The organism is Arthrobacter zhaoxinii (assembly GCF_025244925.1).
Classification (GTDB): domain Bacteria; phylum Actinomycetota; class Actinomycetes; order Actinomycetales; family Micrococcaceae; genus Arthrobacter_B; species Arthrobacter_B zhaoxinii.
Genome location: NZ_CP104275.1, coordinates 1,611,990 through 1,636,550 on the forward strand (window position 1 = coordinate 1,611,990; position 24,561 = coordinate 1,636,550).

General features: G+C 66.0%; 20 protein-coding genes and 1 tRNA gene. 17 read left to right on the forward strand and 4 right to left on the reverse strand.

Features of this window, described 5'->3' with window-relative positions:
- The first annotated feature begins 214 nt into the window (after positions 1 to 214).
- From gltB to pyk, 8 genes are all read left to right on the forward strand, one after another.
- Positions 215 to 4,768 (forward strand): glutamate synthase large subunit, encoded by a 4,554-nt coding sequence (gene gltB / locus N2K95_RS07580; RefSeq protein ID WP_260653576.1) that lies wholly within the window; start codon positions 215 to 217, stop codon positions 4,766 to 4,768.
- Positions 4,761 to 6,218 (forward strand): glutamate synthase subunit beta, encoded by a 1,458-nt coding sequence (locus N2K95_RS07585; protein ID WP_260653577.1) that lies wholly within the window; start codon positions 4,761 to 4,763, stop codon positions 6,216 to 6,218. Before gltB ends, N2K95_RS07585 begins: the two co-directional genes overlap by 8 nt.
- A 146-nt stretch (positions 6,219 to 6,364) precedes the next feature.
- Positions 6,365 to 6,718, forward strand: coding sequence for a PadR family transcriptional regulator (locus N2K95_RS07590; protein WP_260653578.1), 354 nt, complete (start codon positions 6,365 to 6,367; stop codon positions 6,716 to 6,718).
- On the forward strand, positions 6,718 to 7,080 hold the full coding sequence (locus N2K95_RS07595; protein ID WP_260653579.1) for a DUF1048 domain-containing protein: 363 nt from the start codon (positions 6,718 to 6,720) through the stop codon (positions 7,078 to 7,080). The genes N2K95_RS07590 and N2K95_RS07595 overlap by 1 nt, the downstream gene beginning before the upstream one ends.
- A 24-nt stretch (positions 7,081 to 7,104) precedes the next feature.
- Complete coding sequence (locus tag N2K95_RS07600) at positions 7,105 to 7,932, forward strand: ABC transporter ATP-binding protein (RefSeq protein WP_260653580.1); 828 nt, start codon at positions 7,105 to 7,107, stop codon at positions 7,930 to 7,932.
- Positions 7,929 to 8,687 carry an ABC transporter permease gene (locus tag N2K95_RS07605; protein WP_260653581.1) on the forward strand — a complete coding sequence of 253 codons (759 nt, stop codon included), beginning with the start codon at positions 7,929 to 7,931 and terminating at the stop codon, positions 8,685 to 8,687. Before N2K95_RS07600 ends, N2K95_RS07605 begins: the two co-directional genes overlap by 4 nt.
- 69 nt (positions 8,688 to 8,756) lie before the next feature.
- The gene (locus N2K95_RS07610; RefSeq protein ID WP_260653582.1) at positions 8,757 to 9,971 is read left to right on the forward strand and encodes an NADH:flavin oxidoreductase; all 1,215 of its coding nucleotides are present in this window, start codon (positions 8,757 to 8,759) and stop codon (positions 9,969 to 9,971) included.
- 228 nt (positions 9,972 to 10,199) lie between these two features.
- Positions 10,200 to 11,711 (forward strand): pyruvate kinase, encoded by a 1,512-nt coding sequence (gene pyk, locus N2K95_RS07615; RefSeq protein ID WP_260653583.1) that lies wholly within the window; start codon positions 10,200 to 10,202, stop codon positions 11,709 to 11,711.
- An 80-nt stretch (positions 11,712 to 11,791) separates the two neighbouring features.
- Here the strand turns inward: pyk and N2K95_RS07620 are convergent, their stop codons facing one another.
- A complete protein-coding gene (locus tag N2K95_RS07620) occupies positions 11,792 to 12,325 on the reverse strand; it encodes an ANTAR domain-containing response regulator (protein ID WP_255792834.1) in 534 nt (177 codons plus the stop codon).
- Between the two features lie 228 nt (positions 12,326 to 12,553).
- Here N2K95_RS07620 and N2K95_RS07625 point away from each other — a divergent pair.
- Positions 12,554 to 12,635, forward strand: a tRNA-Leu gene (locus N2K95_RS07625).
- A 61-nt stretch (positions 12,636 to 12,696) separates the two neighbouring features.
- Here the strand turns inward: N2K95_RS07625 and N2K95_RS07630 are convergent.
- A complete protein-coding gene (locus tag N2K95_RS07630) occupies positions 12,697 to 13,635 on the reverse strand; it encodes a 5'-3' exonuclease (protein ID WP_260653584.1) in 939 nt (312 codons plus the stop codon).
- A gap of 102 nt (positions 13,636 to 13,737) precedes the next feature.
- Here N2K95_RS07630 and N2K95_RS07635 point away from each other — a divergent pair, with 102 nt between their 5' ends.
- Positions 13,738 to 14,223: an NUDIX hydrolase gene (locus tag N2K95_RS07635; protein ID WP_260653585.1), complete on the forward strand. Its 486-nt coding sequence runs from the start codon at positions 13,738 to 13,740 to the stop codon at positions 14,221 to 14,223.
- A complete protein-coding gene (locus N2K95_RS07640; protein ID WP_260653586.1) occupies positions 14,220 to 14,684 on the forward strand; it encodes an NUDIX domain-containing protein in 465 nt (154 codons plus the stop codon). The genes N2K95_RS07635 and N2K95_RS07640 overlap by 4 nt, the downstream gene beginning before the upstream one ends.
- 52 nt (positions 14,685 to 14,736) lie before the next feature.
- Here the strand turns inward: N2K95_RS07640 and N2K95_RS07645 are convergent, their stop codons facing one another.
- Entirely contained in the window at positions 14,737 to 15,108 is a 372-nt protein-coding gene (locus N2K95_RS07645) for a nuclear transport factor 2 family protein (RefSeq protein ID WP_260653587.1), read from the reverse strand.
- 169 nt (positions 15,109 to 15,277) lie between these two features.
- On the opposite strand from N2K95_RS07645, the gene N2K95_RS07650 reads away from it, so the two are divergent.
- Positions 15,278 to 16,684, forward strand: a complete 1,407-nt coding sequence (locus N2K95_RS07650; protein WP_260653588.1) for a YhgE/Pip domain-containing protein — start codon at positions 15,278 to 15,280, stop codon at positions 16,682 to 16,684.
- A gap of 42 nt (positions 16,685 to 16,726) precedes the next feature.
- On the opposite strand, the gene N2K95_RS07655 is transcribed toward N2K95_RS07650, so the two are convergent.
- Positions 16,727 to 17,392 (reverse strand): TetR/AcrR family transcriptional regulator, encoded by a 666-nt coding sequence (locus N2K95_RS07655; protein ID WP_260653589.1) that lies wholly within the window; start codon positions 17,390 to 17,392, stop codon positions 16,727 to 16,729.
- 157 nt (positions 17,393 to 17,549) lie between these two features.
- Between N2K95_RS07655 and N2K95_RS07660 the strand changes: the two genes are divergently transcribed.
- The 5 genes from N2K95_RS07660 (at position 17,550) to yjfF (ending at position 24,475) form a co-directional block, all read left to right on the forward strand.
- A complete protein-coding gene (locus tag N2K95_RS07660) occupies positions 17,550 to 19,709 on the forward strand; it encodes an ABC transporter permease (protein WP_260653590.1) in 2,160 nt (719 codons plus the stop codon).
- Between the two features lie 260 nt (positions 19,710 to 19,969).
- Positions 19,970 to 20,908, forward strand: a complete 939-nt coding sequence (locus tag N2K95_RS07665; RefSeq protein WP_260653591.1) for an ABC transporter substrate-binding protein — start codon at positions 19,970 to 19,972, stop codon at positions 20,906 to 20,908.
- A gap of 2 nt (positions 20,909 to 20,910) precedes the next feature.
- Complete coding sequence (locus N2K95_RS07670) at positions 20,911 to 22,434, forward strand: sugar ABC transporter ATP-binding protein (RefSeq protein WP_260653592.1); 1,524 nt, start codon at positions 20,911 to 20,913, stop codon at positions 22,432 to 22,434.
- Positions 22,431 to 23,462 (forward strand): ABC transporter permease, encoded by a 1,032-nt coding sequence (locus N2K95_RS07675; RefSeq protein WP_260653593.1) that lies wholly within the window; start codon positions 22,431 to 22,433, stop codon positions 23,460 to 23,462. The genes N2K95_RS07670 and N2K95_RS07675 overlap by 4 nt, the downstream gene beginning before the upstream one ends.
- Positions 23,372 to 24,475 carry a galactofuranose ABC transporter, permease protein YjfF gene (yjfF, locus tag N2K95_RS07680; protein WP_260653594.1) on the forward strand — a complete coding sequence of 368 codons (1,104 nt, stop codon included), beginning with the start codon at positions 23,372 to 23,374 and terminating at the stop codon, positions 24,473 to 24,475. The genes N2K95_RS07675 and yjfF overlap by 91 nt, the downstream gene beginning before the upstream one ends.
- Positions 24,476 to 24,561 lie beyond the last annotated feature (86 nt).

Here is a 24,561-nt window from a genome sequence, read left to right on the forward strand (position 1 = left end):
CGGAACGCGGCGGTTACCGGCATCCAGAATTCCTTATAAAAACGGATCAGTTTCCGGGTTTATCAGGGTGAAGTGAGCCGTAAAATCAATCAATGCCGCGGAGCGCCCCCTCGGGGATCCCGCTGGGGCCAATGCTGTCCCCTCCCAACGCTCTACAAGGGGGAAGGACTCACTTCTTATGGCTGATTCCCTGTCTGCATACCCTGACACTGCGATGTCGCCTTTCATCCGCTTTGCCGCGCTTCCGGAAGACGCCGGCCTGTACCGGGCCGAGAACGAAAAGGACGCGTGCGGCCTGGCCGTCATTGCCACCCTGCACGGTGAGCCCACCCACGGGATTGTCGACGCCGCCCTCGCGGCCCTGCGCAATCTCGAGCACCGCGGTGCCGTGGGCGCTGACGAAGGCACCGGCGACGGCGCCGGACTCCTCACGCAGGTCCCGGACGAGTTCTTCCGCGCAGTAGTGGACTTTGAGCTTCCCGCGGCCGGAGGCTACGCCGTCGGCACCGCCTTCCTGCCCACCGAGGACCGCGAGCAGCAGACCGCCCGCGCCGGCGTCGAACTCATGGCCGCCAGCGAGGGCCTGCGCGTGCTGGGCTGGCGCGAGGTGCCCGTCGTGGCCGAGCTTGTCGGTGCCATGTCCCGGGCCTGCATGCCCCATTTCGAACAGGTGTTCCTGGCCCCCGAAGAGGGGACCGGCACCACGGACCTGGACGCGAGGGCCTTCCGCGTCCGGAAGCGTTCACAAAACAAGTTCGGCGTCTATTTCCCCTCGCTGTCCTCTCGAACCATGGTCTACAAGGGCATGGTCACCACCGCGCAGCTGGAACCGTTCTTCCCCGACCTGTCCGATCCCCGGTTCAAGACCCGGCTGGGCATTGTCCACTCGCGCTTCTCCACCAACACCTTCCCGTCCTGGCCGCTGGCCCAGCCGTTCCGCGCCATCGCGCACAACGGCGAGATCAACACCGTCAAGGGCAACCGGAACTGGATGCGCGCCCGGCAGTCGCAGATGAAGAACCCGCTGCTGGGGCAGACCCCGGAGGAGCTGTTCCCCATCTGCACCCCCGGCGCGTCCGACTCCGCCTCCTTCGACGAGGTGGCCGAGCTGCTGATGCTCTCCGGCCGGCCCATCACGCACGCGATCATGATGATGATCCCGGAGGCCTGGGAGAACCACGCCACCATGGACCCGGCCCGCCGGGCCTTCTACCAGTACCACTCCATGCTGATGGAGCCGTGGGACGGTCCCGCCGCCGTGTCCTTCACCGACGGCGTCTCCGTGGGGGCGGTGCTGGACCGCAACGGGCTGCGCCCCGCCCGCTACTGGGTCACCGACGACGGCCTGGTGGTCCTGGCCTCCGAGGTGGGCGTGGTGGACATTGATCCCGCCAAGGTGGTCCGCAAGGGCCGCGTCTCGCCCGGCAAGATGTTCCTGGTGGACACCACCGAGGGCCGGCTGATCGAAGACGAGGAAATCAAGGCCGAGGTAGCCGCCGCCAACCCGTGGGCGGACTGGGTGAAGGAAAACCAGGTCCGCCTGGAGGAGCTGCCCGAGCGCGAGCACGTGCTGCACACCAAGGCCTCGATCAACCGTCGCCAGCGGACCTTCGGCTACACCCAGGAGGAACTGCGGATCCTGCTGGGCCCGATGGCCCGCACCGGTGCCGAACCGCTGGGAGCCATGGGCTCCGACACCCCCATCGCCGTGCTCTCGAAGCGGCCGCGGCTGCTCTTCGACTACTTTGTGCAGTCCTTTGCCCAGGTCACCAATCCGCCGCTGGATTCCATCCGCGAGGAACTGGTCACCTCCCTGCAGGCCTCCATCGGCCCCAACGGCAACCTGCTGTCCCTGAAGCAGGTGAAGACCAGCCAGATCGCACTGAAGTTCCCGGTGATCAACAACGATGAGCTGGCCAAGATCGCCAACCTCACCGACGACGACGGCGACCGGATAGCGCTTAAGGTCCGCGGCCTCTACCGGCCCGAAGGCGGCGAAGCCGAACTGCGGGCACGGATCAGCGAGATCTGCGAAAAGGTCTCCGGCGCCGTCAACCGGGGTGTGCAGTACATTGTCCTCTCGGACCGGGATTCCAACGCCCAGTGGGCACCCATCCCGTCCCTGCTGCTGCTCTCCGCCGTGCACAACCACCTGCTCAAGAGCGCCAACCGCACCAAGATCTCCCTGCTGGTGGAAGCCGGCGACGTGCGGGAGGTCCACCACGTGGCCCTGCTGATCGGCTACGGCGCCTCCGCGGTGAACCCGTACCTGGCCATGGAGAGCTGCGAGGAACTGGTCCGCAACGGCGACATCACCGGTGTCACCGGCGAAGAGGCCGTCACCAACCTGATCAAGGGCCTGGGCAAGGGCGTCCTGAAGATCATGTCCAAGATGGGCATCTCCACCGTCGCCTCCTACTGCGGCGCGCAGACCTTCGAAGCCCTCGGCCTGGGCCAGGAACTGGTGGACGAGTTCTTCCACGGCACCCAGACCCAGCTCGGCGGCGTCGGCCTGGACGTGGTGGCCGCCGAAGCCGCCGCCCGGCACGCCGAGGCGTACCCCGGCGACGGCATCGAGGAACCGCACCGCGCCCTGGACAACGGCGGCGAATACCAGTGGCGCCGCGAAGGACCGCCGCATCTGTTCAACCCCGAGACCGTCTTCCGGCTCCAGCACGCCACCCGCGAACGCCGGTACGACGTGTTCAAGGCCTACACCAACGGCGTGAACGACCAGTCGAAGAACCTCATGACCCTGCGCGGGCTGCTGGACTTCCGCACCGGCGACCGGACTCCGGTGCCGCTGGACGAGGTGGAACCCGTCTCCAGCATCGTGAAGCGTTTCTCCACCGGAGCCATGAGCTACGGCTCCATCTCCCAGGAAGCGCACGAAACCCTTGCCATCGCGATGAACCGCCTCGGCGCCAAGTCCAACACCGGCGAGGGCGGAGAAGATCCGGAGCGGCTGCTGGACCCGGAGCGCAACTCCGCGATCAAGCAGGTCGCCTCCGGCCGCTTCGGTGTCACCAGCCTGTACCTGACCAACGCGCAGGACATCCAGATCAAGATGGCTCAAGGTGCCAAGCCCGGCGAGGGCGGCCAGCTGATGGCGCAGAAGGTCTACCCGTGGGTGGCCCGCACCCGGCACTCGACGCCCGGCGTCGGGCTGATCTCCCCGCCGCCGCACCACGACATTTACTCCATTGAGGACCTCGCCCAGCTGATCTATGACCTGAAGCGCTCCAACCCCAGCGCCCGGGTGCACGTGAAGCTGGTCTCCGAAGCCGGGATCGGCACCGTGGCGGCCGGCGTGACCAAGGCGAAGGCCGACGTCGTGCTGGTCTCCGGGCACGACGGCGGCACCGGCGCCTCGCCGCTGAACTCGCTCAAGCACGCCGGGGCTCCCTGGGAGCTCGGCCTCGCCGAAACGCAGCAGACCCTGATGCTCAACGGACTGCGGGACCGCGTGGTGGTCCAGGTGGACGGGCAGCTGAAGACCGGCCGCGACGTTGTGATGGCCGCACTGCTGGGCGGGGAGGAATTCGGCTTCGCCACCGCGCCGCTGGTGGTGTCCGGCTGCGTGATGATGCGCGTCTGCCACCTGGACACCTGCCCGGTGGGCGTCGCCACGCAGAACCCCGAACTGCGGGCGCGGTTCACCGGCAAGCCGGAGTTCGTGGTGAACTTCTTCGAGTTCATTGCCGAGGAGATCCGCGAAATCCTGGCTGAGCTCGGGTTCCGGACCCTCGAAGAGGCCATCGGCCGCACCGAGCTGCTGGATACGCAGGCAGCCATCAACCACTGGAAGGCCGACGGACTGGACCTGGAACCGATCCTGCGCGGACCCGAGGTGGACCCCGGCGCACCGCTGCGGAACATGGTGCAGCAGAACCACGAACTTGATCTGCACTTCGACAATAAGCTCATCGAGATGAGCGCCGATGCGCTGCAGAACCGGGCACCGGTCCGGATTGCCCTGGACGTGGTCAACACCGACCGGTCCGTGGGCACCATGCTCGGGCACACCGTCACGAAGACCTTCGGAGTGGACATCCTCGCTCCGGACACCATCGACGTCACGCTCACCGGGCAGGCCGGGCAGTCCCTCGGCGCGTTCCTGCCCGCCGGCATCACCCTGCGGCTGTTCGGCGACTCCAACGACTATGTGGGCAAAGGCCTGTCCGGCGGCCGGATCATCGTCCGCCCGGACCGCGGCAACGTCTTCGCAGCCGAACGCAACGTCATTGCCGGCAACGTGATCGGCTACGGCGCCACCAGCGGCGAGATGTTCCTCAGCGGCCAGGTGGGCGAACGCTTCCTTGTCCGCAACTCCGGGGCCACCGCCGTCGTTGAAGGCATCGGCGACCACGGCTGCGAATACATGACCGGCGGGCAGACCCTGATCCTGGGACCCACCGGCCGGAACTTCGGCGCCGGAATGTCCGGCGGTACCGCGTTTGTGGTGGACCTGGACCCGGCCCGCGTGAACAAGGAGTCCCTGGGACGCGGCGAGCTGCGGCTTGAGGCTCCGGACGCCGAGGATATCGACATTGTCCGCGGGCTGCTGATCCGGCACCTCGAGGAGACCGGCTCCGACCTGGCCCAGAAGATGCTGGAAAGCTTCGAGGACACCGTGTCCCGCATAACCAAGGTGCTGCCGCGGGATTACGCCGCAGTGCTCGGCGCCCGCGCCTCCGCTGCCGAAGCGGGACTCGATCCCGACGGCGCCGAGGCCTGGAACAAGATTTTGGAGGTTACCGGTGGCTGATCCACGCGGATTCTTGAAGGTACGCGAACGCCAGACCCAGCCGCGGCGCCCGGTGCCGGTGCGCATTATGGACTACAAGGAAGTCTACGAAGCGCAGGAAAAGGGCGTGCTGCAGGCCCAGGCCGGCCGCTGCATGGACTGCGGCATCCCGTTCTGCCACCAGGGCTGCCCGCTGGGCAACCTTATTCCGGAGTGGAATGACCTGATGCGGCGGGACAAGGGCGCCGAGGCCATTGAGCGGCTGCACGCCACCAACAACTTCCCGGAGTTCACCGGCCGGCTTTGCCCTGCACCCTGCGAGGCGTCCTGCGTGCTGGGCATCAACCAGCCGCCGGTCACCATCAAGCAGGTGGAGGTCTCCATCATCGACGAAGCCTGGGGCGAAGGCTGGGTCACCCCGCACCCGCCCGAGCGGCTGACCGACCGGACCATCGCCGTCGTCGGCTCCGGCCCCGCCGGCCTCGCCGCCGCCCAGCAGCTCACCCGCGCCGGACACACCGTGGCCGTGTACGAGCGCGACGACCGTATCGGCGGGCTGCTGCGCTACGGCATCCCGGATTTCAAGATGGAAAAGATCCAGGTGGACCGCCGGCTGGAACAGATGCGTGCCGAGGGCACCCGGTTCCGGACCGGCGTCGAAGTGGGCAGGGACATCAGCTGGGAGCAGCTGCGCCGCCGCTACGACGCCGTGGTGATCGCCACCGGAGCCACCGTGCCCCGCGACCTGCCCATTCCGGGCCGGGAACTGTCCGGCGTGCACTTCGCCATGGACTACCTGGTGCAGTCCAACCGTGCCGTTGCCGGTGACACCGTGAAGAACCAGATCAGTGCCGAGGGCAAGCACGTAGTCATCCTTGGGGGCGGCGACACCGGCGCGGACTGCCTCGGCACCGCACACCGCCAGCAGGTCGCCTCGGTCACCACGCTGGCGATCGGCCAGCAGCCGCCCGCGGAGCGTGCCGCCCACCAGCCCTGGCCGATGTACCCCACGCTGTTCGAGATGGCCAGCGCCCACGAGGAAGGCGGCGAACGCACCTTCCTGGCCTCCACCGTGGAGTTCGTGGGGGAGAACGGCAGGCTCACCGGCGTGAAGGTGGCCGAGACTGAGTTCGTGGACGGCAAGCGGCTGCCGAAGGCCGGCACGGAACGGATTCTTCCGGCGGACCTGGTGTTCCTGTCCTTGGGCTTCACCGGCCCGGAACCGGCCGGCCTGGCCGATCAGGTCTCCGCGGAGTTCGACGAGCGGGGCAACGTGGTCCGCGACGGGTACTACATGACCGGAACCCCGGGCGTATTCGCCGCCGGCGACGCCGGGCGCGGACAGTCCCTGATTGTCTGGGCCATCGCCGAGGGACGGGCCGCGGCCGCCGCCGTGGACCAGTGGCTGATGGGATCGACCCGCCTGCCGGCGCCGGTGGCGCCGACCGATCGGGCGATCACCGCACTGTAGCTCCGCTCCCGCCGGGACCGCCCGGAGACCAGCCCCACCGGCTGGATCTCCGGGCTTTTTCTTTGCCCTAAGCCCCTTTGCTCAGCCGGTACTTAGTGTTACTGTCTAGTGGTAGTCAGCAACACTGAGTAGACGGGTACGGCTCCATGGGTAAACAGATGACCGAGATGCTCAAGGGCACCCTCGAGGGCATTGTCCTGGCGATCCTCGCCGTCGAGCCTGCCTACGGTTACGACATCACGGCGCGGCTGCGCGAGCAGGGTTTCACCGATATCGCCGAGGGAACCGTGTATGCGCTGCTGCTCCGGATTGAGAAGCGGGGACTGGTCGACGTCGAAAAAATGCCGTCGGAAAAGGGACCCCCGCGCAAGGTCTACGCCCTGAACGCCCAGGGTTCCGAGTACCTCCGGGAGTTCTGGGGCACGTGGAGCTTCCTGGCGGCACGGATCGAACAGCTTCAACAGCACGCCGAGAACCCGCAGAACGAAGGAGGGGAATGATGGCCGCACAATGGATCGAGCTGGTCACGGGACCGTGGGAGGACAAAAGGCGGTGGCGCCGGCTCAAGCAGCGCAAGAAACAGCTGCCCGCGGGGTACCGCACCGCCATGGACGGCCTCGAGCGATACTTCATGTACGCGGGACCGATTGCCAGGGGAGACGTCTACCTCCAGATGCTGGAAGACCTCGCTGACCTGGTCGAGCGTGCCGCCGTCGACGGCACTTCCGTCCGCAGCGTCGTGGGGGAGGACCCGGTGGAATTCGCCGAGGCCTTCATCGCGAACTACGCGGACGGCCAGTGGATCAACAAGGAGCGCGTGCGCCTGATCGAGACCATCGACAGGTCCGCGAAAGAGGGATAGCTCACCGGGAATGGAGAACCGGATATGCCTACCGACCACACCCTCGACCCCGCCGTCCGGGTACAGGGCATCGAAAAATCGTTCCGGGAGCTGCAGGTGCTGCGCGGCGTCGGCTTTGACGTGAGTGCCGGCAGTATCTACGCCTTACTCGGCTCCAACGGAGCGGGAAAAACAACGCTGGTGCGGATCCTCGCAACACTGCTGAAGGCCGACGCCGGGACCGCAGCGGTCTCCGGGTTCGACATTGCCGCCAGCCCCGCCGAGGTCCGCCGCTCCATCAGCCTGACCGGCCAGTTCGCCGCCATCGATGAAGTGCTGACGGGCCGGGAAAACCTCGCGCTCATCGCGAAACTCCGCCACCGGAAGGATCCGGGCGGGATTGCTGAGGACATGCTGGACCGGTTCGGGCTCACGGACTCGGGAAACCGCAGGGCGGGGACATATTCGGGCGGAATGCGCCGGCGCCTCGATATCGCGATGAGCCTGATCGGGGAACCGGAGATCATCTTCCTGGATGAGCCAACTGCCGGTCTTGATCCGCAGGCGCGCAACGAGGTCTGGCACACCATTCGGGAACTGGCTGCGGGCGGAACCACTGTGCTGCTGACCACGCAGTATCTCGAAGAAGCCGAGCAGCTGGCCGACCGCATCGGCATCCTGCACCAGGGCGTCATCATCCAAGACGGCACCCTGGCCGAGCTGCAGCAGCTCCTGCCGCCGCCGACAGAGGAATCCGTGATCAGGCAAGCGTCCCTGGAGGACGTTTTCCTCACCCTTGTCGGCGACACCGGCCGGCGCGCCGAACCCGGCGGCGGTTCCTCCGCGGCCGCGGATGAAAGGGAAAGCCGATGACCGCCATCAGCGACACCACTGCCCTGACGGGCCGCTCCCTGCGCCACGTGCTGCGCAGTCCCGACACCATCATTACGACGGCGGTGACCCCGGTCGCGTTGATGCTGATGTTCGTCTACGTCTTCGGCGGTGCGATCAGCACCGGAACCGGGGAGTCCTACATTAACTACACGCTGCCCGGCATCCTGCTGATTACCGTGGCGTCCGGCGTCGCCTACACGGCCTACCGGTTGTTCCTCGACAGGCAGGGAGGCATCTTCGAACGCTTCCGGTCAATGCCGATTGCCCGCTCCGGAGTGCTCTGGGCCCACGTCCTCACCTCGGTAACCGCGAATCTGGTCTCGCTCGCACTGGTTGTCGCCGTCGCCCTGATGGCAGGATTCCGCTCCGGCGCCTCCGCAGCGGCATGGCTCGCCGTCGTCGGCATCCTGGTCCTGTTCACACTGGCCCTGACCTGGCTGGCCGTGATAGCCGGGCTGACCGCCAGGACCGTCGACGGCGCCAGCGCCTTCAGCTACCCGCTGATCTTCCTGCCGTTCATCAGCTCCGCGTTCGTGCCGACCGATACGATGCCCGGCCCGGTGGCGTGGTTTGCCGAGCACCAGCCCGTAACCTCCATTGCGGACACCCTCCGGGCGCTGCTTGCCCAGCAACCCGTGGGCAGCGACTTCTGGGTGGCACTTCTCTGGCTGGCCGGCATCCTCGGCCTCGCCTACGCCGGCGCCACGGCCATTTACCGGCGTCGGATGAACTGATTCCGCCTCCGACCCTGGTTTACAGTTCCTGGTACTGAGCGCCTTTCCCGCCACCAAGGAGTCTCCGCCATGTCTGTTGATGTCACCCTGGGCGCCCGTCCGCCCGTACCGTCGCCGCTGTCCCCGGAGACGCTGGGGCCGGTCCGCCTGCGCAACCGGATCATTAAGGCCGCAACGTCGGAGGGCAGGTCACCGGACGGGCTCGTCACCCAGGACCTCATCGACTTCCACGTCGGGTTCGCCCGCGGCGGCGTGGGCATGACGACGGTGGCTTACTGCTCGGTCGCGCAGGAGGGCCGCAGCGCCCCGGGGCAGATCATCATGTCCGCCGAAGCCGTACCGGGACTGCTGCGCCTCACCGCCGCCGTCCACGCCGAAGGTGCCGCCATCTCCGCGCAGCTGGGCCACGCCGGCGTCGTCGCCAGCCGTGCCGTTACCGGGACTTCCGCCCTGTCTCCCAGCACCTTCCTGAACCCCACGTCATTCCAGCTTTCCAAGGAGATCACCCGCGAGCAGATGCGCGGCGTCGTCGGGCAGTTCCGGGATGCGGCGCTCGTTGCGGTGGAGTCGGGGTTCGACGCCGTCGAGCTGCATTTCGGCCACCTGTACCTTCCCAGCTCGTTCATGAGCCCCTGGATCAACAAGCGCAGGGACGAATACGGGGGCAGCATCGAGAACCGCACCCGCTTCGCGCGGGAAATTGCCCAGGCGGTGAAGGAAGCCGTTGGCGACCGCATTGCCGTTATCGCCAAAATGAGCATGGATGACGGGATCAAGGGAAGCATCTGGCTGGATGAATCCCTGCAGTCCGCCCAGCTGCTGGACTCGGACAAGGTGCTGGACGCCATCGAGCTGACCATGGGTTCCTCGGTGAAGAAGCAAATGTTCCTCTTCCGCGGCGACGTGCCGGTGGACGGAATGGCGGCCGTTATGAAGGAGCCGTTCAAGACCGGCGTGAAAATGCTGGGAAAGAAGATCCTGGGGGAATACCCCTACTACGATCTCTACATGCTGGAGGCCGCCCGGCAGTTCCGCCCGGTAGTGAACAATGCGAAACTCATCCTGCTCGGCGGGGTGAACAATATGGTCCACCTGGAGGCCGCCATGGCCGAGGGATTCGAGTTCGCAGCGATGGGCCGGGCGCTGCTGCGCGAGCCGGACCTGATCAACCGCCTGGCGGAGGACCCCACCAAGCCCGGTCTCTGCATTCACTGCAACAAGTGCATGTTCACCGTCTACGGGAAGACCCACTGCGTGCTGGCGGAGGCGGTTCAGCCGGCTTAGGGTCAGGTCGGCGCCGGACCCGCGTGCACAGATTCCCACGACGGTCGGCAGGCGGGCCGCCCGTCCGCCCCCTGAAACCGAGCTTTTCCCGCTTTCTGGGAATCTGTGCAGGCTCCCCCACTACCGGTCGGGGTCAATAAGTGCTTGGCGGGGCTCCCGCCCGGGTTTCCGGCGTGACCAACGGCCTGTTCCCATGCGCAAACTGCCAAGGGAGACTAGGCTAGAAGTATGAGACGCGCAAAGATTGTTGCCACATTTGGACCAGCGATCGCCAGCTACGAAAATACCGTAGCGGTTCTTCGCGCGGGCGTGAATGTCGCCCGTATGAACATGAGCCACGGCGACCACTCCGTACACAACGCCACGTATGAAAACGTGCGCAAGGCCTCTGCTGAGCTGGGAATGCCCGTGGGCATCTTCGCCGACCTCCAGGGCCCCAAGATCCGGCTCGGCCGGTTCACCGAGGAACCCCACTTCCTGAGCGTGGGGGATACCTTCACGATCACCACGGATGACATTCCCGGTACCAAGGACATCTGCTCCACCACGTACAAGGGCCTCCCCGGCGACGTGAACATCGGCGACTTCCTCCTGATCGACGACGGCAAGGTCAAGCTCCGCGCCGTGGACGTAACCGCCAACACCGTTGTCACCGAGGTAGTCGTACCGGGCAAGGTGTCGAACAACAAGGGCATCAACCTGCCCGGCGTGGCCGTCAACGTGCCCGCGCTGAGCGAAAAGGATGAGGACGACCTCCGCTGGGCCATGCGCCGCGGCGTCGACATGGTTGCCCTGTCCTTCGTCCGCAACGCCGGTGACATTTCCCGCGTGCACGAGATCATGGACGAGGAAGGCCGCCGTGTGCCGGTCATCGCCAAGATCGAGAAGCCGCAGGCAGTGGAGAACCTCGAAGAGATCATCGACGCGTTCGACTCCATCATGGTTGCCCGCGGTGACCTCGGCGTCGAACTGCCGCTCGAAGAGGTTCCGATCGTGCAGAAGAAGGCCATTGAACTGGCCCGCCGCTGGGCCAAGCCTGTCATCGTGGCCACCCAGGTGCTGGAATCCATGATCGAGAACCCCCGCCCGACCCGTGCCGAGGCCTCCGACTGCGCCAACGCCGTGCTCGACGGTGCTGACGCAGTGATGCTCTCCGGTGAAACCTCGGTGGGTTCCTACGCCATCGAAACCGTCGAAACCATGGCACGGATCATCGAGTCCACCGAGCAGCACGGCCTGAACCGCGTTCCGCCGCTGGGCTCCAAGCCGCGGACCCGCGGCGGCGCCATCACCCGCGCCGCAGTGGAGATCTCCGACCAGCTGGATGCGAAGTACATCTGTACCTTCACCCAGTCCGGCGATTCCGCCCGCCGCCTGTCCCGCCTGCGCCCGTCCAAGCCGGTGTTCGCCTTCACCCCCGTGGAGGAGACCTACCGCTACATGACCCTGTTCTGGGGCGTGGCGCCCATGCTGGTGGAGTTCGCTGAGCACACCGATCAGATGACCGCCCAGGTGGACCGCACCCTGCTCGAAGAGGGCCTCGTGGAAGACGATGACCTGGTGGTCATCGCTGCCGGTTCGCCTCCCGGACAGGCCGGCTCCACCAACAGCATCAAGGTGCACCGCGTAGGCGACATCGCCGACGCAGGCCAGCGTGCTGACGGCCAGGAGCGGGTCAAGGAAAAGGTCGGCCCGTGGCCGGTCAAGGAAAGCAAGAAGGGCCAGGCCAAGGCCATCTAGGTTCCCGTTTTCCCTTTACCAATAGGAAAGGTCCCGTCCATTTGGACGGGACCTTTCCTGTTGGTTCTGTATCTGTTGGCTTAGTTGACCTGGTTGATGATGGTTTCGGCGACTTCGCGCATGCTCAGCCGGCGGTCCATGGAGGTTTTCTGGATCCAGCGGAAAGCCTCGGGCTCGGTCAGGCCCATCTTGGTGGTGAGCAGCGACTTGGCGCGCTCCACCAGCTTGCGGGTGGCGAACTGTTCCTGCAGGTCGGAAACCTCGGCTTCCAGCGCCTTGATCTCCTCATGGCGGGACAGGGCGATCTCGATGGCCGGGATCAGGTCCGCCGGGGTGAAGGGCTTGACCACGTAGGCCATGGCGCCGGCTTCGCGGGCACGCTCCACCAGTTCCTTCTGACTGAAGGCGGTCAGCAGCACCACGGGGGCGATGCGGGCCTTGACGATCTGCTCGGCGGCGGTGATGCCGTCCATAAGCGGCATCTTCACGTCCATCAGCACCAGGTCCGGCTTCAGTTCCTTGGCGAGCTGGACGGCCTTCTCGCCGTTGTCTGCCTCGCCGACGACGTCGTAACCCTCACCGGTGAGGATCTCGACAATGTCCAGGCGGATCAGGGTCTCGTCTTCGGCGACGAGTACACGGCGGGCCGGGCCGTTGGAGGCGTTGGACGGTGCGGCGTTGGACGACGCGGCGGGCGCGGACTCGGGGGACTCAGACACAGATGCTCCTCAGATACGGTCTCTCCTGCCGGCAGGCCGACAGTTCACAGATTCAGCCTATCCGCATGTAGAGTTGTTTTGCGCCCAACACGGTAAGTACTCGTACTTCGTGACGCGGCGCACGCCCGAATGGCGGAATTGGCAGACGCGCTGCACTCAAAATGCAGTATCGAAAGGTGTGTGGGTTCGAGTCCCACTTCGGGCACCGTTTTGCTGCTTCTCGAAACACCCCCGGTCTGCGGACCGGGGGTGTTTTGTTTTGGGCCCTACTTGTACCGGTCAAAAGCCTCGAGCAGCCGCGTCACCGACCCGCCCAGGTTCCATTCCGTGCCCAGCTTCTCCAGTTCGGCGCGCTCGTCGCCGGTGATCGGGTGCAGCTCGGCGCCCGCCTTCTTGGGCGTGGGTAGATCCAGGTCCCGGACCACCTTCACTACCTTCGGGGCGACCGCCAGATAGTCAGCGGCCTTGGCGAGCTTGGATCGCACGGGGGATGAAAGGCCGCTGTCCGGGTCCTCCGCAGCCTCCAGCAGGGAGTCGAGGGTACCGTACTCGGCCAGCAGCGACGCCGCGGTCTTCTCGCCGATCCCGGAGACGCCGGGGAGGCCGTCCGAGGCATCGCCGCGCAGGGTCGCGTAATCGGCATACTGCCCGGGCAGCACCCGATACTTCGCCACCACCGATGCATCGGTCATCACGTCCAGGTTCTTCATGCCGCGGGCGGTGTAAATGACGCGGACGTCCCTGTCGTCGTCGATTACCTGGAACAGGTCACGGTCCCCGGTGACCACGTCCACGGGCATGGACGCGGTGGACGCGTAGGTGCCGATCACGTCGTCGGCCTCGTGTTCGGCGGCCCCGACGACGGCGATGCCCGCCAGCTCCAGCGTCCGGCGGATCATCGGGAGCTGGGCCTCGAGGGGATCGGGGACGGTTTCGACGTCGGGGTTGCCCGTTACTTCTTCGGCCACCCGATGCGCCTTGTAGGTGGGGAGCAGCTCCACCCGCCACCGGGGACGCCAGTCGTCATCCCAGCAGGCGATCAGATGGGTGGCTTCGTAGTCGGTGGTGAGCCGGGCGATCATGTCCAACAGGCCGCGTACGGCGTTGACCGGGGTACCGTCGGACCGGCGGATGCTGTCCGGCACCCCGTAGAAGGCACGGAAGTACAGCGATGCGGTGTCGAGGAGCATAAGGCGCTGGGTCATAGGGCCGATCCTTGCACGGATCCGGCCGTGATGGGCAGCGGCGACCGGGTCCGGCTCGGTTAGGCTGAAGCCCCCTGCCTTCCACCGAGGAGTAGAAGTCCGTTGACCGTCCCGTTCCAAGTTGTGCCCGCCAGTTACCTCCTGTTCCAGCGCAGGGACTCCGTGCTGCTGCAGCTGCGGCAGGGCACCGGCTATCTGGACGGCTACTGGGCGACGGCGGCCGCCGGCCATGTGGAAGCCGGGGAGTCAGCGGTGCAGGCGGCCGTGCGCGAGGCGCGGGAGGAACTGGGCATCGAGGTGGCCCCCGGCGACGTTGTACCCCTGACCTCCATGCACCGGAGCAACGGCGGCGGCCAGGCAGTGGATGAGCGGGTGGACTTCTTTTTCCTGTGCAGCGCGTGGCAGGGGGAGCCGCGGATCATGGAACCCGGCAAGGCGGCCGGGCTGGAATGGTTCGCCCTGGACGATCTACCGGACGCCGTCGTGCCGCATGAAAGGTACGTCTTCGAGCGGCTGCGGACAGGCCTGCCGCCGATTGTCAGTTTCGGGTTTGCGGACACCGGCACCGGGGACGGCTCCCGGCCATGATCACGAGTGCGGGGATCCTGCTGTACCGGCGGGCTGCGGCGGGGGTGGAGGTGTGGATCGGCCACATGGGCGGACCGTTCTGGGCGCGGAAGGACGAGCACGCCTGGTCTCTTCCCAAGGGGGAGTACCTTCCGGCCGAGGAACCGCTGGCCGCTGCGCTGCGGGAGTTCGCCGAGGAGATGGGGACTGAGGCGCCGGAGGCCGAGTATGTGCTGCTGGGCAGCTTCCGGCAGTCGGCGCAAAAAACCGTCACAGTGTTCGCCGCGGAGGCGGACTTCGACCCGGAGCGGATTGCCAGCAACACGTTCGAGCTGGAATGGCCCAGGGGCTCGGGCAAGGTGCGCGAGTATCCGGAGATCGACCGGGCCGGCTGGTTTCCCGAGCCCGCTGCCCGGACGAAGCTCGTCAAGGGGCAGGCGCAGGTGCTGGATGCACTGCTTCGGGTGCTGGGGGAGGCGTAGCGGAGTTATTCGAAGCGGGTAGTTGCCGGGACGCCGCGGCAAGCTCAAGGAGCTAGTGCGTGACCGTGGTCTGCTGGTACAGGGCCAGCCGGAGCCGCCCGTTGAGGAGACAGTAAACGCTGGACATCAGCGCCTCGAACGGCTCCTGCCCGTCGCGGTGCACCGTCGCACGGTAGGCCAGCGCTGCTGCCCCGGTGCCCGCCGCCACCAAACGTTCATCCGTGATGCGGTAGGAAGACCACGGCGGCGCCGCATTGAGGGAAACGGCGATAGCCGGGCGGTCCAGCACCATGCCGTTGACCAGGACCATCACGGCGTCCGGAGTCATAAGCTCCCCGTAGAAATCGCCGCCCTGGCCGCGGCACAGGGACTGCCAGCCTTCGTGTTCGAGCCTGAGCAGGTTGGCAAGGGTGAGGTCATCCACATCCCGAGGCTAGCTTCACGCGCCCCGCCCGGCAACGGGCGCGGTGACGGCACGGGTATCGGCCATCTTGACGCAGCCGGGCGCACCGCTATATCCGCAGCCCCCGCGCCGCGGTTACCCTCGAACGGTAGGACGCATCCGCGCTCAGGCTCAGCTGAGAGGTCAGTCCATGCCCGCACATTCAGAAACTCCCCGGCAACGGGAGTCCCGACCCGCAGCGCGTTCGGGCACCTACGCGTCACCCCGGTTCTGGCTGCTGCCGCTGCTGGTGCTCCTCCTCCTGGGCGGCGCCGGGACCGCCCTCTACATCGGCGGACTCGGCAGCCCGGGGGACCACCTGAAGCACTTTCCGGTGGCTGTGGTGAACGAGGACCGTGGTGCGACGCCGGCCGACGGCGGAAGCCCGCAGAACCTCGGGCAGAACATCACCGACCAGATGCAGCAGGGCTTCTCCGAGTCGGACGAAATCGACCTCCGGGTCCTGTCCCCGGACGAGGCCGAAGAGCAGCTGCGCAAGGGACAGATCCATGCCGCCGTCCTCATTCCGGAATCCTTCTCAGCCGATGCGCTGGGGCTGGTGAGCGGTGCATTGAGCGACACGGAAGTCACGCGGCCGTCCATCACCGTCTACACGAATCCACAGGCGGGGCCGCTGGCCAGCAGCCTGGCCACGTCCGCCGTCGACCCGGCCCTGGAACGGGCGAACACCGGCCTTGGCGAGCAACTGACCGCGGCTGCCCAGGCGGCGCAGGGCGAAGCCCGGGCCGAGCAACAGCGCGAACTCGGGGAGCTGGGCCTGCCGGCACAGGTGCAGCAGCAGGTGGCGCCAACTGTTGACGGCACATCGGCTGACCTGCTCCGGGCACCGATCTCCGTCACCACCACCGCCTATGAAACCCCGCCGGAGGGGACGGCCCTGGGCATGGGGGCGTTTTTCTATTCGGTGCTGCTGATGGTGGTGGGAGTCAGCGGCTCCGTGGCCATCCACTTCCTGGTCGACTCGCGGCTCGGGGTGGCGCCGGTGGAAATGGGGCCGCGCTTCGCGCTGGGCCCGCGGCTGCAGCCGGCCCGCTGGAAAACCTACCTGATCAAGTGGGGCATCGTGGTCCTGGGGGCGCTGCCCACGGCGGGGCTGATGATGTGGGTGGCCTCCGCCGTCGGAATGCCCATCCCGCACGGGGGCTGGTTCTTCCTCACCACCTGGCTGTCCATTGTCACGGTCTCGGCGGTGACCACGGCGCTGATCACCCTGTTCGGCAGTATCGGCATGGTGCTCTCGCTGATCTACGTGGTGTTTATGGGCCTGCCGGCCGCCAGCGGAGTGGTGCCGCTGGAGGCGCTGCCAGGGTTCTTCACCTTCATCGCCCGCGCCGAGCCGCTGTACCACATGACCACGGCGAACCGGGCGGTCCTGTACTTTGACGCCCAGGCCGACGCGGGCCTGCAGAGCGGGATTATCGGCATGCTTATTCTCATCCTGATAGCCGTGGCGCTGGCCCTGGTCTTCGCGGTGCTTTATGACCGGATGTTCGGCCGCCGCAGGGCAGAGCTGGTCCCGGCATCGGTCGAGGCGTGATCTTTGGGGGCGGTACGCACCGCCGAACCGGAGCGGGCCGACCTAGAGCAGGAAGACCGGGGAGGGCTGGGTAATGAAGTCGCCGGGGTGGGTCACCGGGGCGGACAGCATCCCCGCGCAGGAATCGATGAGGAAGTAACCCACTCCCGTCCAGTTCGGAGTCTCCGCTCCGTCATGGATGCGCGACTCGTACTCGGAGCAGACCCCGATGGTCATGCTGCCCAGGATCCACGACCGGCCGTGGAGCACGGAGGTGGGGATGTCGCCCACGGCGGCAGCAGTACGGCGGATGAGGTCCTCCGTGACGGGGCTGGCGACGGCCGTCCGGTTCAAGAGGGCCTTCATGGAGGGCACCGCGCGCATCTGATGCAGGAAACGCGCCCGCCAGCTCGGCACCGGAAGGGATGCCAGATGGTCCACCCAGGGCAGGATCAGGCAGGCGAGAAGATCGTGGAGGGCGGCGCCGTCGTCGTCGAGCTGTTCGGTGAGTGCTGCCCGGCGCCGGTGGGTGTCTTCCAGATGGCGGGTGATCAAGGCTTCCATCAGTTCGTCCCGGCCGCCGAAATGGTAGGCGACGGCGGAATGGTTGGCAGTGCCGGCATGCTCGGCAATGCGACGGTTGGACACGGCGTCGATGCCGTAGCGGGCAAAGAGCTCCTCGGCGGCATCGAGCAGGGTTTCGCGGGCCTTCTCGCCGTGCTGTCCCATATGTGATCCCTTGTGTCGGCGTTACTGCGGCTTCGATTACCCAATTTACGCCACATGGCGTAATTTTGACGAGTCGGTCCCACAGACCCCGCCTTGACGATCGCGTTGACGCGCACTTCGCACCATCACCCTTGAATTCAGCTACAGGAGCACGTCCTTGACCAGTACTTCCCCGACATCCCCGGGCTCTCCGCCGGATACGGATCCGACCCGCGAAACCCAGGCTCCGGATGCCGGCACCGAGGACCTTGCCGCGGCAAAGCGCGCAAAGGCAGAGAAGATCGGCCGTTACGTGGCGATGTTCCTGATGCCGCTGCTGATGGTCTCCATGCTGGTGGGCGGTTACCTCGTGGCCATGCATGCACCGACACCGAACGACATGCCCATCGCCGTCACCGGCCAGCAGGCGGAACGCTTTGCGGACTCCCTGGAAGCCGCGGATCCGGACGCCGTCGACGTCCGCGTAGTCGGTTCCGACGCCGAGGCACGCCAGTTGGTCCTGGACCGGAAAACCTCCGGTGCAGTGTCGCTTACCGAAGGCACCGCGTCGGTGTATACGGCAAGTGCCGCCGGCGCCTCGCAGTCCAGCACCGTGACGGCGCTGCTTGCCCCGCAGGTTCTTGGACAGGGCCTGACCCTGCAGTCCGAGGACCTGGCTCCGCTGCCCGACCACGACATGGCCGGCCTGGGTGCAATGTTCCTCACCACCGCGCTGATGCTTGCCGGCTACATGCCGCTGAGCCTGGTCCTGTCCAACTCACCCGAGTTGCTTCGCTTCCGCCGCTTCGTTCCGCTGCTGGCCGGATGGGCCGCGCTGATTGCCGGCCTTGTCTGGGCCGTCACGGGTCCGATGCTCGGCGTTGTGGAAGGACACTCCGCCGCCGTGCTGGGCGTGTCCTGGCTGACCGTCTTCGCCGTCGGCAGCGTCCAGCTGTTCCTCACCCGGATCCTCGGCCCGATGGCCGTGCTCGCCGGCATGCTGTTCCTCATGGTGCTGGGTGTTCCGGCATCCAACATGAGCATGTCCGTGCACACCATGCCGGGTCTCTACCCGTATCTGCACAGCTTCCTGCCCGCGGCCGCCACCGGTGAGTCGCTGCGGTCCTTCCTGTACTTCGACGGCAACGGTGCCGGGCCCCATCTGCTGGTGCTCGTGATCGGTGCCGTGGTCTCGCTGCTGCTCACCCTCATCCTCGATGCGGTTCAGCGCCGCCGCAAGCCGAACGCCGCTCCGCCGGCAATCAACGTCGCCTCGCTGCACGGCGGACCGCGCCCGAAGACCCGCCGCTGGCGCTACGGCACCCTGGCCTTCTTCCCGCTGGCCATGGTCACGATGATGCTCTCGTTCATGTTGGGCGCAATGTACGAACCCACGCCGCGCGACATGCCGGTCGCCGTCGTCGGCTCCACCGCCGAACAGGCAGAACAGGCCGTCGCCGGCCTGGATGAAAACATGTCCGGCCTGTTTGACCTCCGTGCCATGGATTCCGCTGACGAGGCACGCAGCCAGGTGCAGGACCGGACGGTGGTGGGCGCCTACGTCCTGCCCTCGGCCGAAAACCCCGCCGCCACGCTCATTACCAACCAGGCAGCGGGCATAAGCCAGCAGCAGGTCCTCACCTCGGTGTTCGGGCAGGTGGCCGCAGGCCAGCAGATGGAACTGACCTCCGACAACGTGGCCCCGCTGAAGGACTCGGACTCCATGGGCATGGCCACCATGTACCTTGCCATGGGCTGGATTATGGCCGGCTTCATGATTATTGTGGTCGGCTCGACGGCGGCTCCGGCCAGCCGTCCGCTGCGTAAACTGATCCCCATTGTCGCGGCCTGGGCCGTCGGCATGTCGGCCTTCCTCTGGGTCATCGCCGACGTTTTCGTCGGGGCGATCGACGGGCACTTCCTGCCGCTCTGGGGAGCCGGCGCCGTCGCGATCTTCTCCATGGCCATGTTCACGGCGGTCTTCGAACGGTTCATGGGCATGCTCGCCATCCTCCCGGTGATCGGCATCCTGATGTTCCTCGGTGTGCCGGCCTCCGGTGCGGCCATGTCCATCTACATGGAACCGGAGATTTTCCGCTTCCTGCATGAGGTGCTGCCGATGCCGGCCGCGGTGGAATCGATCCGCTCGATCCTCTACTTCGGCTCGGACACCGTCTGGTCCCACCTGGGAACCCTCGGCATCTGGGGTGCGGTGTCGCTGGCCGTGGTCACGGTTATTGACCACTTCAAGCCGCCGCGCACCGAGAGCCATCCGGTGGACGCCGAGACACCTGCTGCGCACGAGCCGAAGCACGCAAAGGTGCCGGCCGGCGTCTAACCGGCACGCAAGGAACCATCCGCCCATGGGCCGCTGCAGTACGCAGCGGTCCATGGCTGGTTAAGGCGAAGGACGGCCCGGACTTCCTGGTGGAGCAGGAAGCGCCCGATCTTGGAAAATACCCTTGACCTCAGCAATGTGAACGGTAACACTAGCGCCAGGGCATGGCGCCCACGCAGCAACGAAGGTGCGTTTTCCTGGCTGCGGACTGACTTCAGGAGGCAGCAGTGTTTCGGAAATCCCTTACAGCGGTTCTCGCCGTGTCAGCCCTCGGTCTCGCTGCCTGCGGCGGCGGATCCGATAGCGGGAGCGGCGCGGAGGACGGCATCACCATGGGCTTTGCCCAGGTAGGCGCCGAGAGCGGCTGGCGGACGGCCAACACCAAGGACGTGCAGGACGCCGCGAAGGCCGCGGACGTGGACCTGAAGTTCACCGACGCCCAGCAAAAGCAGGAGAACCAGATCAAGGCGATCCGCTCCTACATCCAGCAGCAGGTGGACGTGATTGCCTTCTCTCCGGTGGTCGAATCCGGCTGGGACACCGTCCTGAAGGAGGCCAAGGACGCCGACATTCCCGTGATCCTCACCGACCGTGCCATCGATTCATCGGACACGACCCTCTACACAACCTTCCTGGGGTCGGACTTTGTCAAAGAAGGCAAGACGGCCGGGGAATGGCTCGTCGAAGAAAGCGCGGCCACTGACGGGCCCGTGAACATTGTGGAACTGCAGGGAACCACCGGTGCCGCCCCGGCCCTCGATCGGAAGGAAGGCTTCGAAGCGGCCATCGCCGCGGATCCGGACCTGAAGATTGTCGAGTCCCAGACCGGCGACTTCACGCGCAGCGGCGGCAAGCAGGTGATGGAGGCATTCCTGAAGAACAACCCGGACATTGACGTCGTCTACGCCCACAACGACGACATGGGACTGGGCGCCATCGAAGCGATCGAGGCCGCGGGCATGGTGCCGGGGGAAGACATCAAAATCATCACCGTGGATGCGGTTAAAGACGGTATGACCGCCCTCGCGGACGGAAAAATCAACTTCATCGTCGAGTGCAACCCACTGCTGGGCGAGCAGCTGATGGATCTCGCCGAGAAGGTGGTCAACGGCGAAGACGTCCCCGCCCGCGTGGTTGTTGAAGAAACTGCGTTCACCCCTGAGCAGGCGAAGGAAGCCCTGCCGAACCGCAAGTACTAACCATGGAAGCAATCTCTCCCGTGGTGGAAATGCGCGGTATCACCGTTGCATTTCCGGGCGTGAAAGCTCTGGACGGCGTGGACTTTCGACTCTTTCCCGGGGAAGTCCACGCCCTCATGGGCGAAAACGGGGCCGGTAAATCGACCCTGATCAAAGCCCTCACCGGGGTTTACCGGACCGACGGCGGTTCCATTACCGTCGCGGACCGGCCCCGGGAGTTTGCCACGCCGTCGGCAGCACAGGAGGCGGGGATCAGCACCGTCTACCAGGAGGTGAACCTGTGCCCGAACCTGACCGTCGAAGAGAATATCCTGCTGGGCCGGGAACCCCGGAGGTTCGGACACATCCACTGGAAAGAGGTCCGAAGGGCAGCCCGTGCCGTCCTGGCGCAGCTCCAACTCGGCCACATCGACCCCGGCTCCGTGCTGTCCACCCACTCCATAGCCATTCAGCAGCTGGTGGCCATCGCCCGTGCCGTCCAGATCGACGCGAAGGTCCTGGTCCTCGACGAACCCACTTCCAGCCTGGACGCGGACGAGGTGCAGCAGCTCTTTGACGTGGTCCGCGCCCTCCGGGACCGGGGCGTTGCCGTCCTGTTCGTTTCGCACTTCCTGGAGCAGGTCTACGACCTTTCCGACCGCATGACCGTACTCCGGAACGGCAAACTGCTGGGCGAGTACCGGACGGCCGAACTGCCCCGCATGGAACTGATCAAGAAGATGATCGGCAAGGACCTGGAAGTCCTGGAGGAGCTGGACCGCGGGGACATCCGGCCGGCAGCCGGCGACCGGGACAGCCGGCCGGTGCTGCAGGCGGAGAACCTGGGACGGAAGGGATCGGTGGAGAACGTCACTGTCTCGATCGGCCCGGGACAGATCCTTGGCCTTGCCGGCCTGCTGGGGTCCGGGCGCACGGAAACGGCGCGGCTGCTCTTCGGGGCGGACCGCGCGGACATCGGCAAACTCCGGATCCGCGGTGCGGAGCGCTCCCTTCGCAGCCCCCGCACGGCCATCGAACAGGGCATCGGTTTTTCCTCGGAGAACCGCAAGGAAGAGGGCCTGGTGGGCGACCTGTCCGTCAAGGACAACATGGTCCTGGCCATGCAGGCGCGAAAAGGATGGCTTCGGAAAGTCCCCCGTCAGCTGCAGGACCAGCTGGCGGACAAGTTCATTGAAACGCTGGATATCCGGCCCGCGAACAAGGACGCACTGATCCGCGACCTCAGCGGCGGAAACCAGCAGAAGGTGCTCCTGGCCCGCTGGCTGATCACGAACCCGGCGCTGCTCATTCTCGATGAACCCACCCGCGGCATCGACATTGGCGCCAAGACGCAGATCCAGATGCACATCAGCAGCCTGGCCGACCAGGGCATGTCCATTGTCTTTATTTCCGCGGAACTCGAGGAAGTGCTGCGCCTCAGCGACCACATTGCCGTCCTCAAGGACCGCAGGATGGTCGCCGACCTGCCCAACCAGGGAGTCAGCATGGAGGATGTCATGACGATTATCGCCGGGACAGGCGAATGACCGGGGTGCTCAGGCACCGGCTGCTGTGGCCGGTCCTGGCCCTTGTCCTGCTGCTGCTGCTCAACCAGGGATTCCGCAGCGACTTCCTGCTGGTCCGGGTTCAGGACGGCCACCTCTACGGCAGCCTGATCGATATCCTGCGCAACGGTGCGCCCACCCTCCTGATCGCCCTGGGCATGACGCTCGTGATTGCGTCCCGGGGAATCGACCTCTCAGTGGGGGCCGTGGCGGCCATCGCGGGCGCCGTCTCCTGCACCTACATCTACAACTCGGACAATCCGGGATCATTCTCGACGGCGGCCACCGCCGTCGCCATCGCGGTGGCCGCAGGGGTGGCGCTGGGTGCCTGGAACGGGCTGCTGGTCTCCATCATCGGCATCCAGCCCATCATTGCCACGCTGGTGCTGATGACGGCGGGCCGCGGCCTGGCCCAGCTCGTGACCGACGGACAGATCATTTCCGTGTCCAACGAATCCTTCCACGCGATCGGAGCGGGGTTTTTCCTCACCCTGCCTATTTCCATCCTCATAGCAGCACTGGCCTTCGCCGGGGCAGCGCTGCTGACCCGGCGTACGGCACTGGGAACACAAATTGAATCGGTGGGCATCAACCCCCTGGCAAGCCGGCTGGCCGGCCTCAGCGCACGGCGGATCCTCTGGATTGTCTACATCTTCAGCGGCTTCTGCGCTGCCGTCGCCGGGTTGATGATCAGTTCCAACGTCACCGCTGCAGATGCGAACAACGCCGGGCTCTTCATCGAGATGGACGCCATCCTCGCCGTCGTCATCGGCGGCACCTCGCTGGCCGGCGGACGCTACAGCCTCGTGGGCACCCTGATCGGCGCCCTCATCATCCAGACCCTGACCACCACTGTCTACACGCTCGGCATTCCGCCCGAGGTGACCCTGGTCTTCAAGGCGCTCGTGGTCATCCTGGTGTGCCTGCTTCAATCCCCGAAGGCGCGGACACTGCTGCGGCAACGCAGGCGTCCGGCTCCGGCACTTCCCGCAACGAAGGCGGCGCTTTGATGTCAGTCCTCACCAGTCCCTCCGCCCCGGCCACGCGGCAGCGCATCAGCCGGCTGCAGGGCAAGGCCAAATACGCCCCCACTGCGGCGACCATCGCGTTGTTCTTCGCGATGTTTGCCGCTGGATCCCTGATCTATCCGGGATTCTTTTCCGGACAGGTGTTCCTGAACCTGCTGATCGACAACACCTTCCTGATTGTGCTGGCCGTGGGGATGACGTTTGTCATCCTGACCGGGGGGATCGACCTGTCCGTGGGGTCGGTTGTCGCGCTTTCCATGATGATTGCCGCCGCCCTGCTGCAGGCGGGCTGGAACCCCTTCGCAGTGATCGCCGTGGTGCTGCTGACCGGGGCAGTGTTCGGGCTGGCCATGGGCCTGGTGATCCAGGTGTTTGAAATCCAGCCGTTTATCGTCACCCTCGCCGGCCTGTTCCTGGCCCGCGGGCTTTGTTACGTCATCAGCCTCGACGCGATCACCGTCACCGACCCGTTCTTCACGTCCATGGCGCAGGCACGGATCCCGCTGCCGGACGACATGTTCGTCTCGCCCGGTGTCATCATTGCCCTGCTTTTCGTGGCCGGCGCGTTCTATCTGCTTCACCACACGCGTTTCGGCAGGACGGTTTACGCAATCGGCGGGGGAGAGGCCTCGGCAAGGCTGATGGGGCTGGCCGTGCCGCGGACCAAAGTGCTGGTCTATACGGTCAGCGGGTTTTGCTCCGCCACGGCCGGCATCCTCTTTTCCTTCTACAGTCTCTCCGGCTACAGCCTCGCCGCCCAGGGGATGGAACTGGACGCCATCGCCGCGGTGGTGGTCGGGGGAACCCTCCTGACCGGAGGTTACGGGTATGTTGTCGGATCCCTGGCCGGGGTGCTGGTGCTGGGCATTGTCCAGACGTTCATCTCCTACCAGGGGACCCTGAGTTCCTGGTGGACGCGGATAGTCATCGGCGCGCTTCTGCTGCTGTTCATCCTGCTGCAGAAGGTGTTCTCCCGGAAAACGAAGCTCACCTAGCTTGTACGGAGGGTTCCGCGGAGGGCTCCGGGAACGGAAAAAGGATCGGCCGCCTAAATTTATCCTGAGGTTTTGAGGGAAACAAG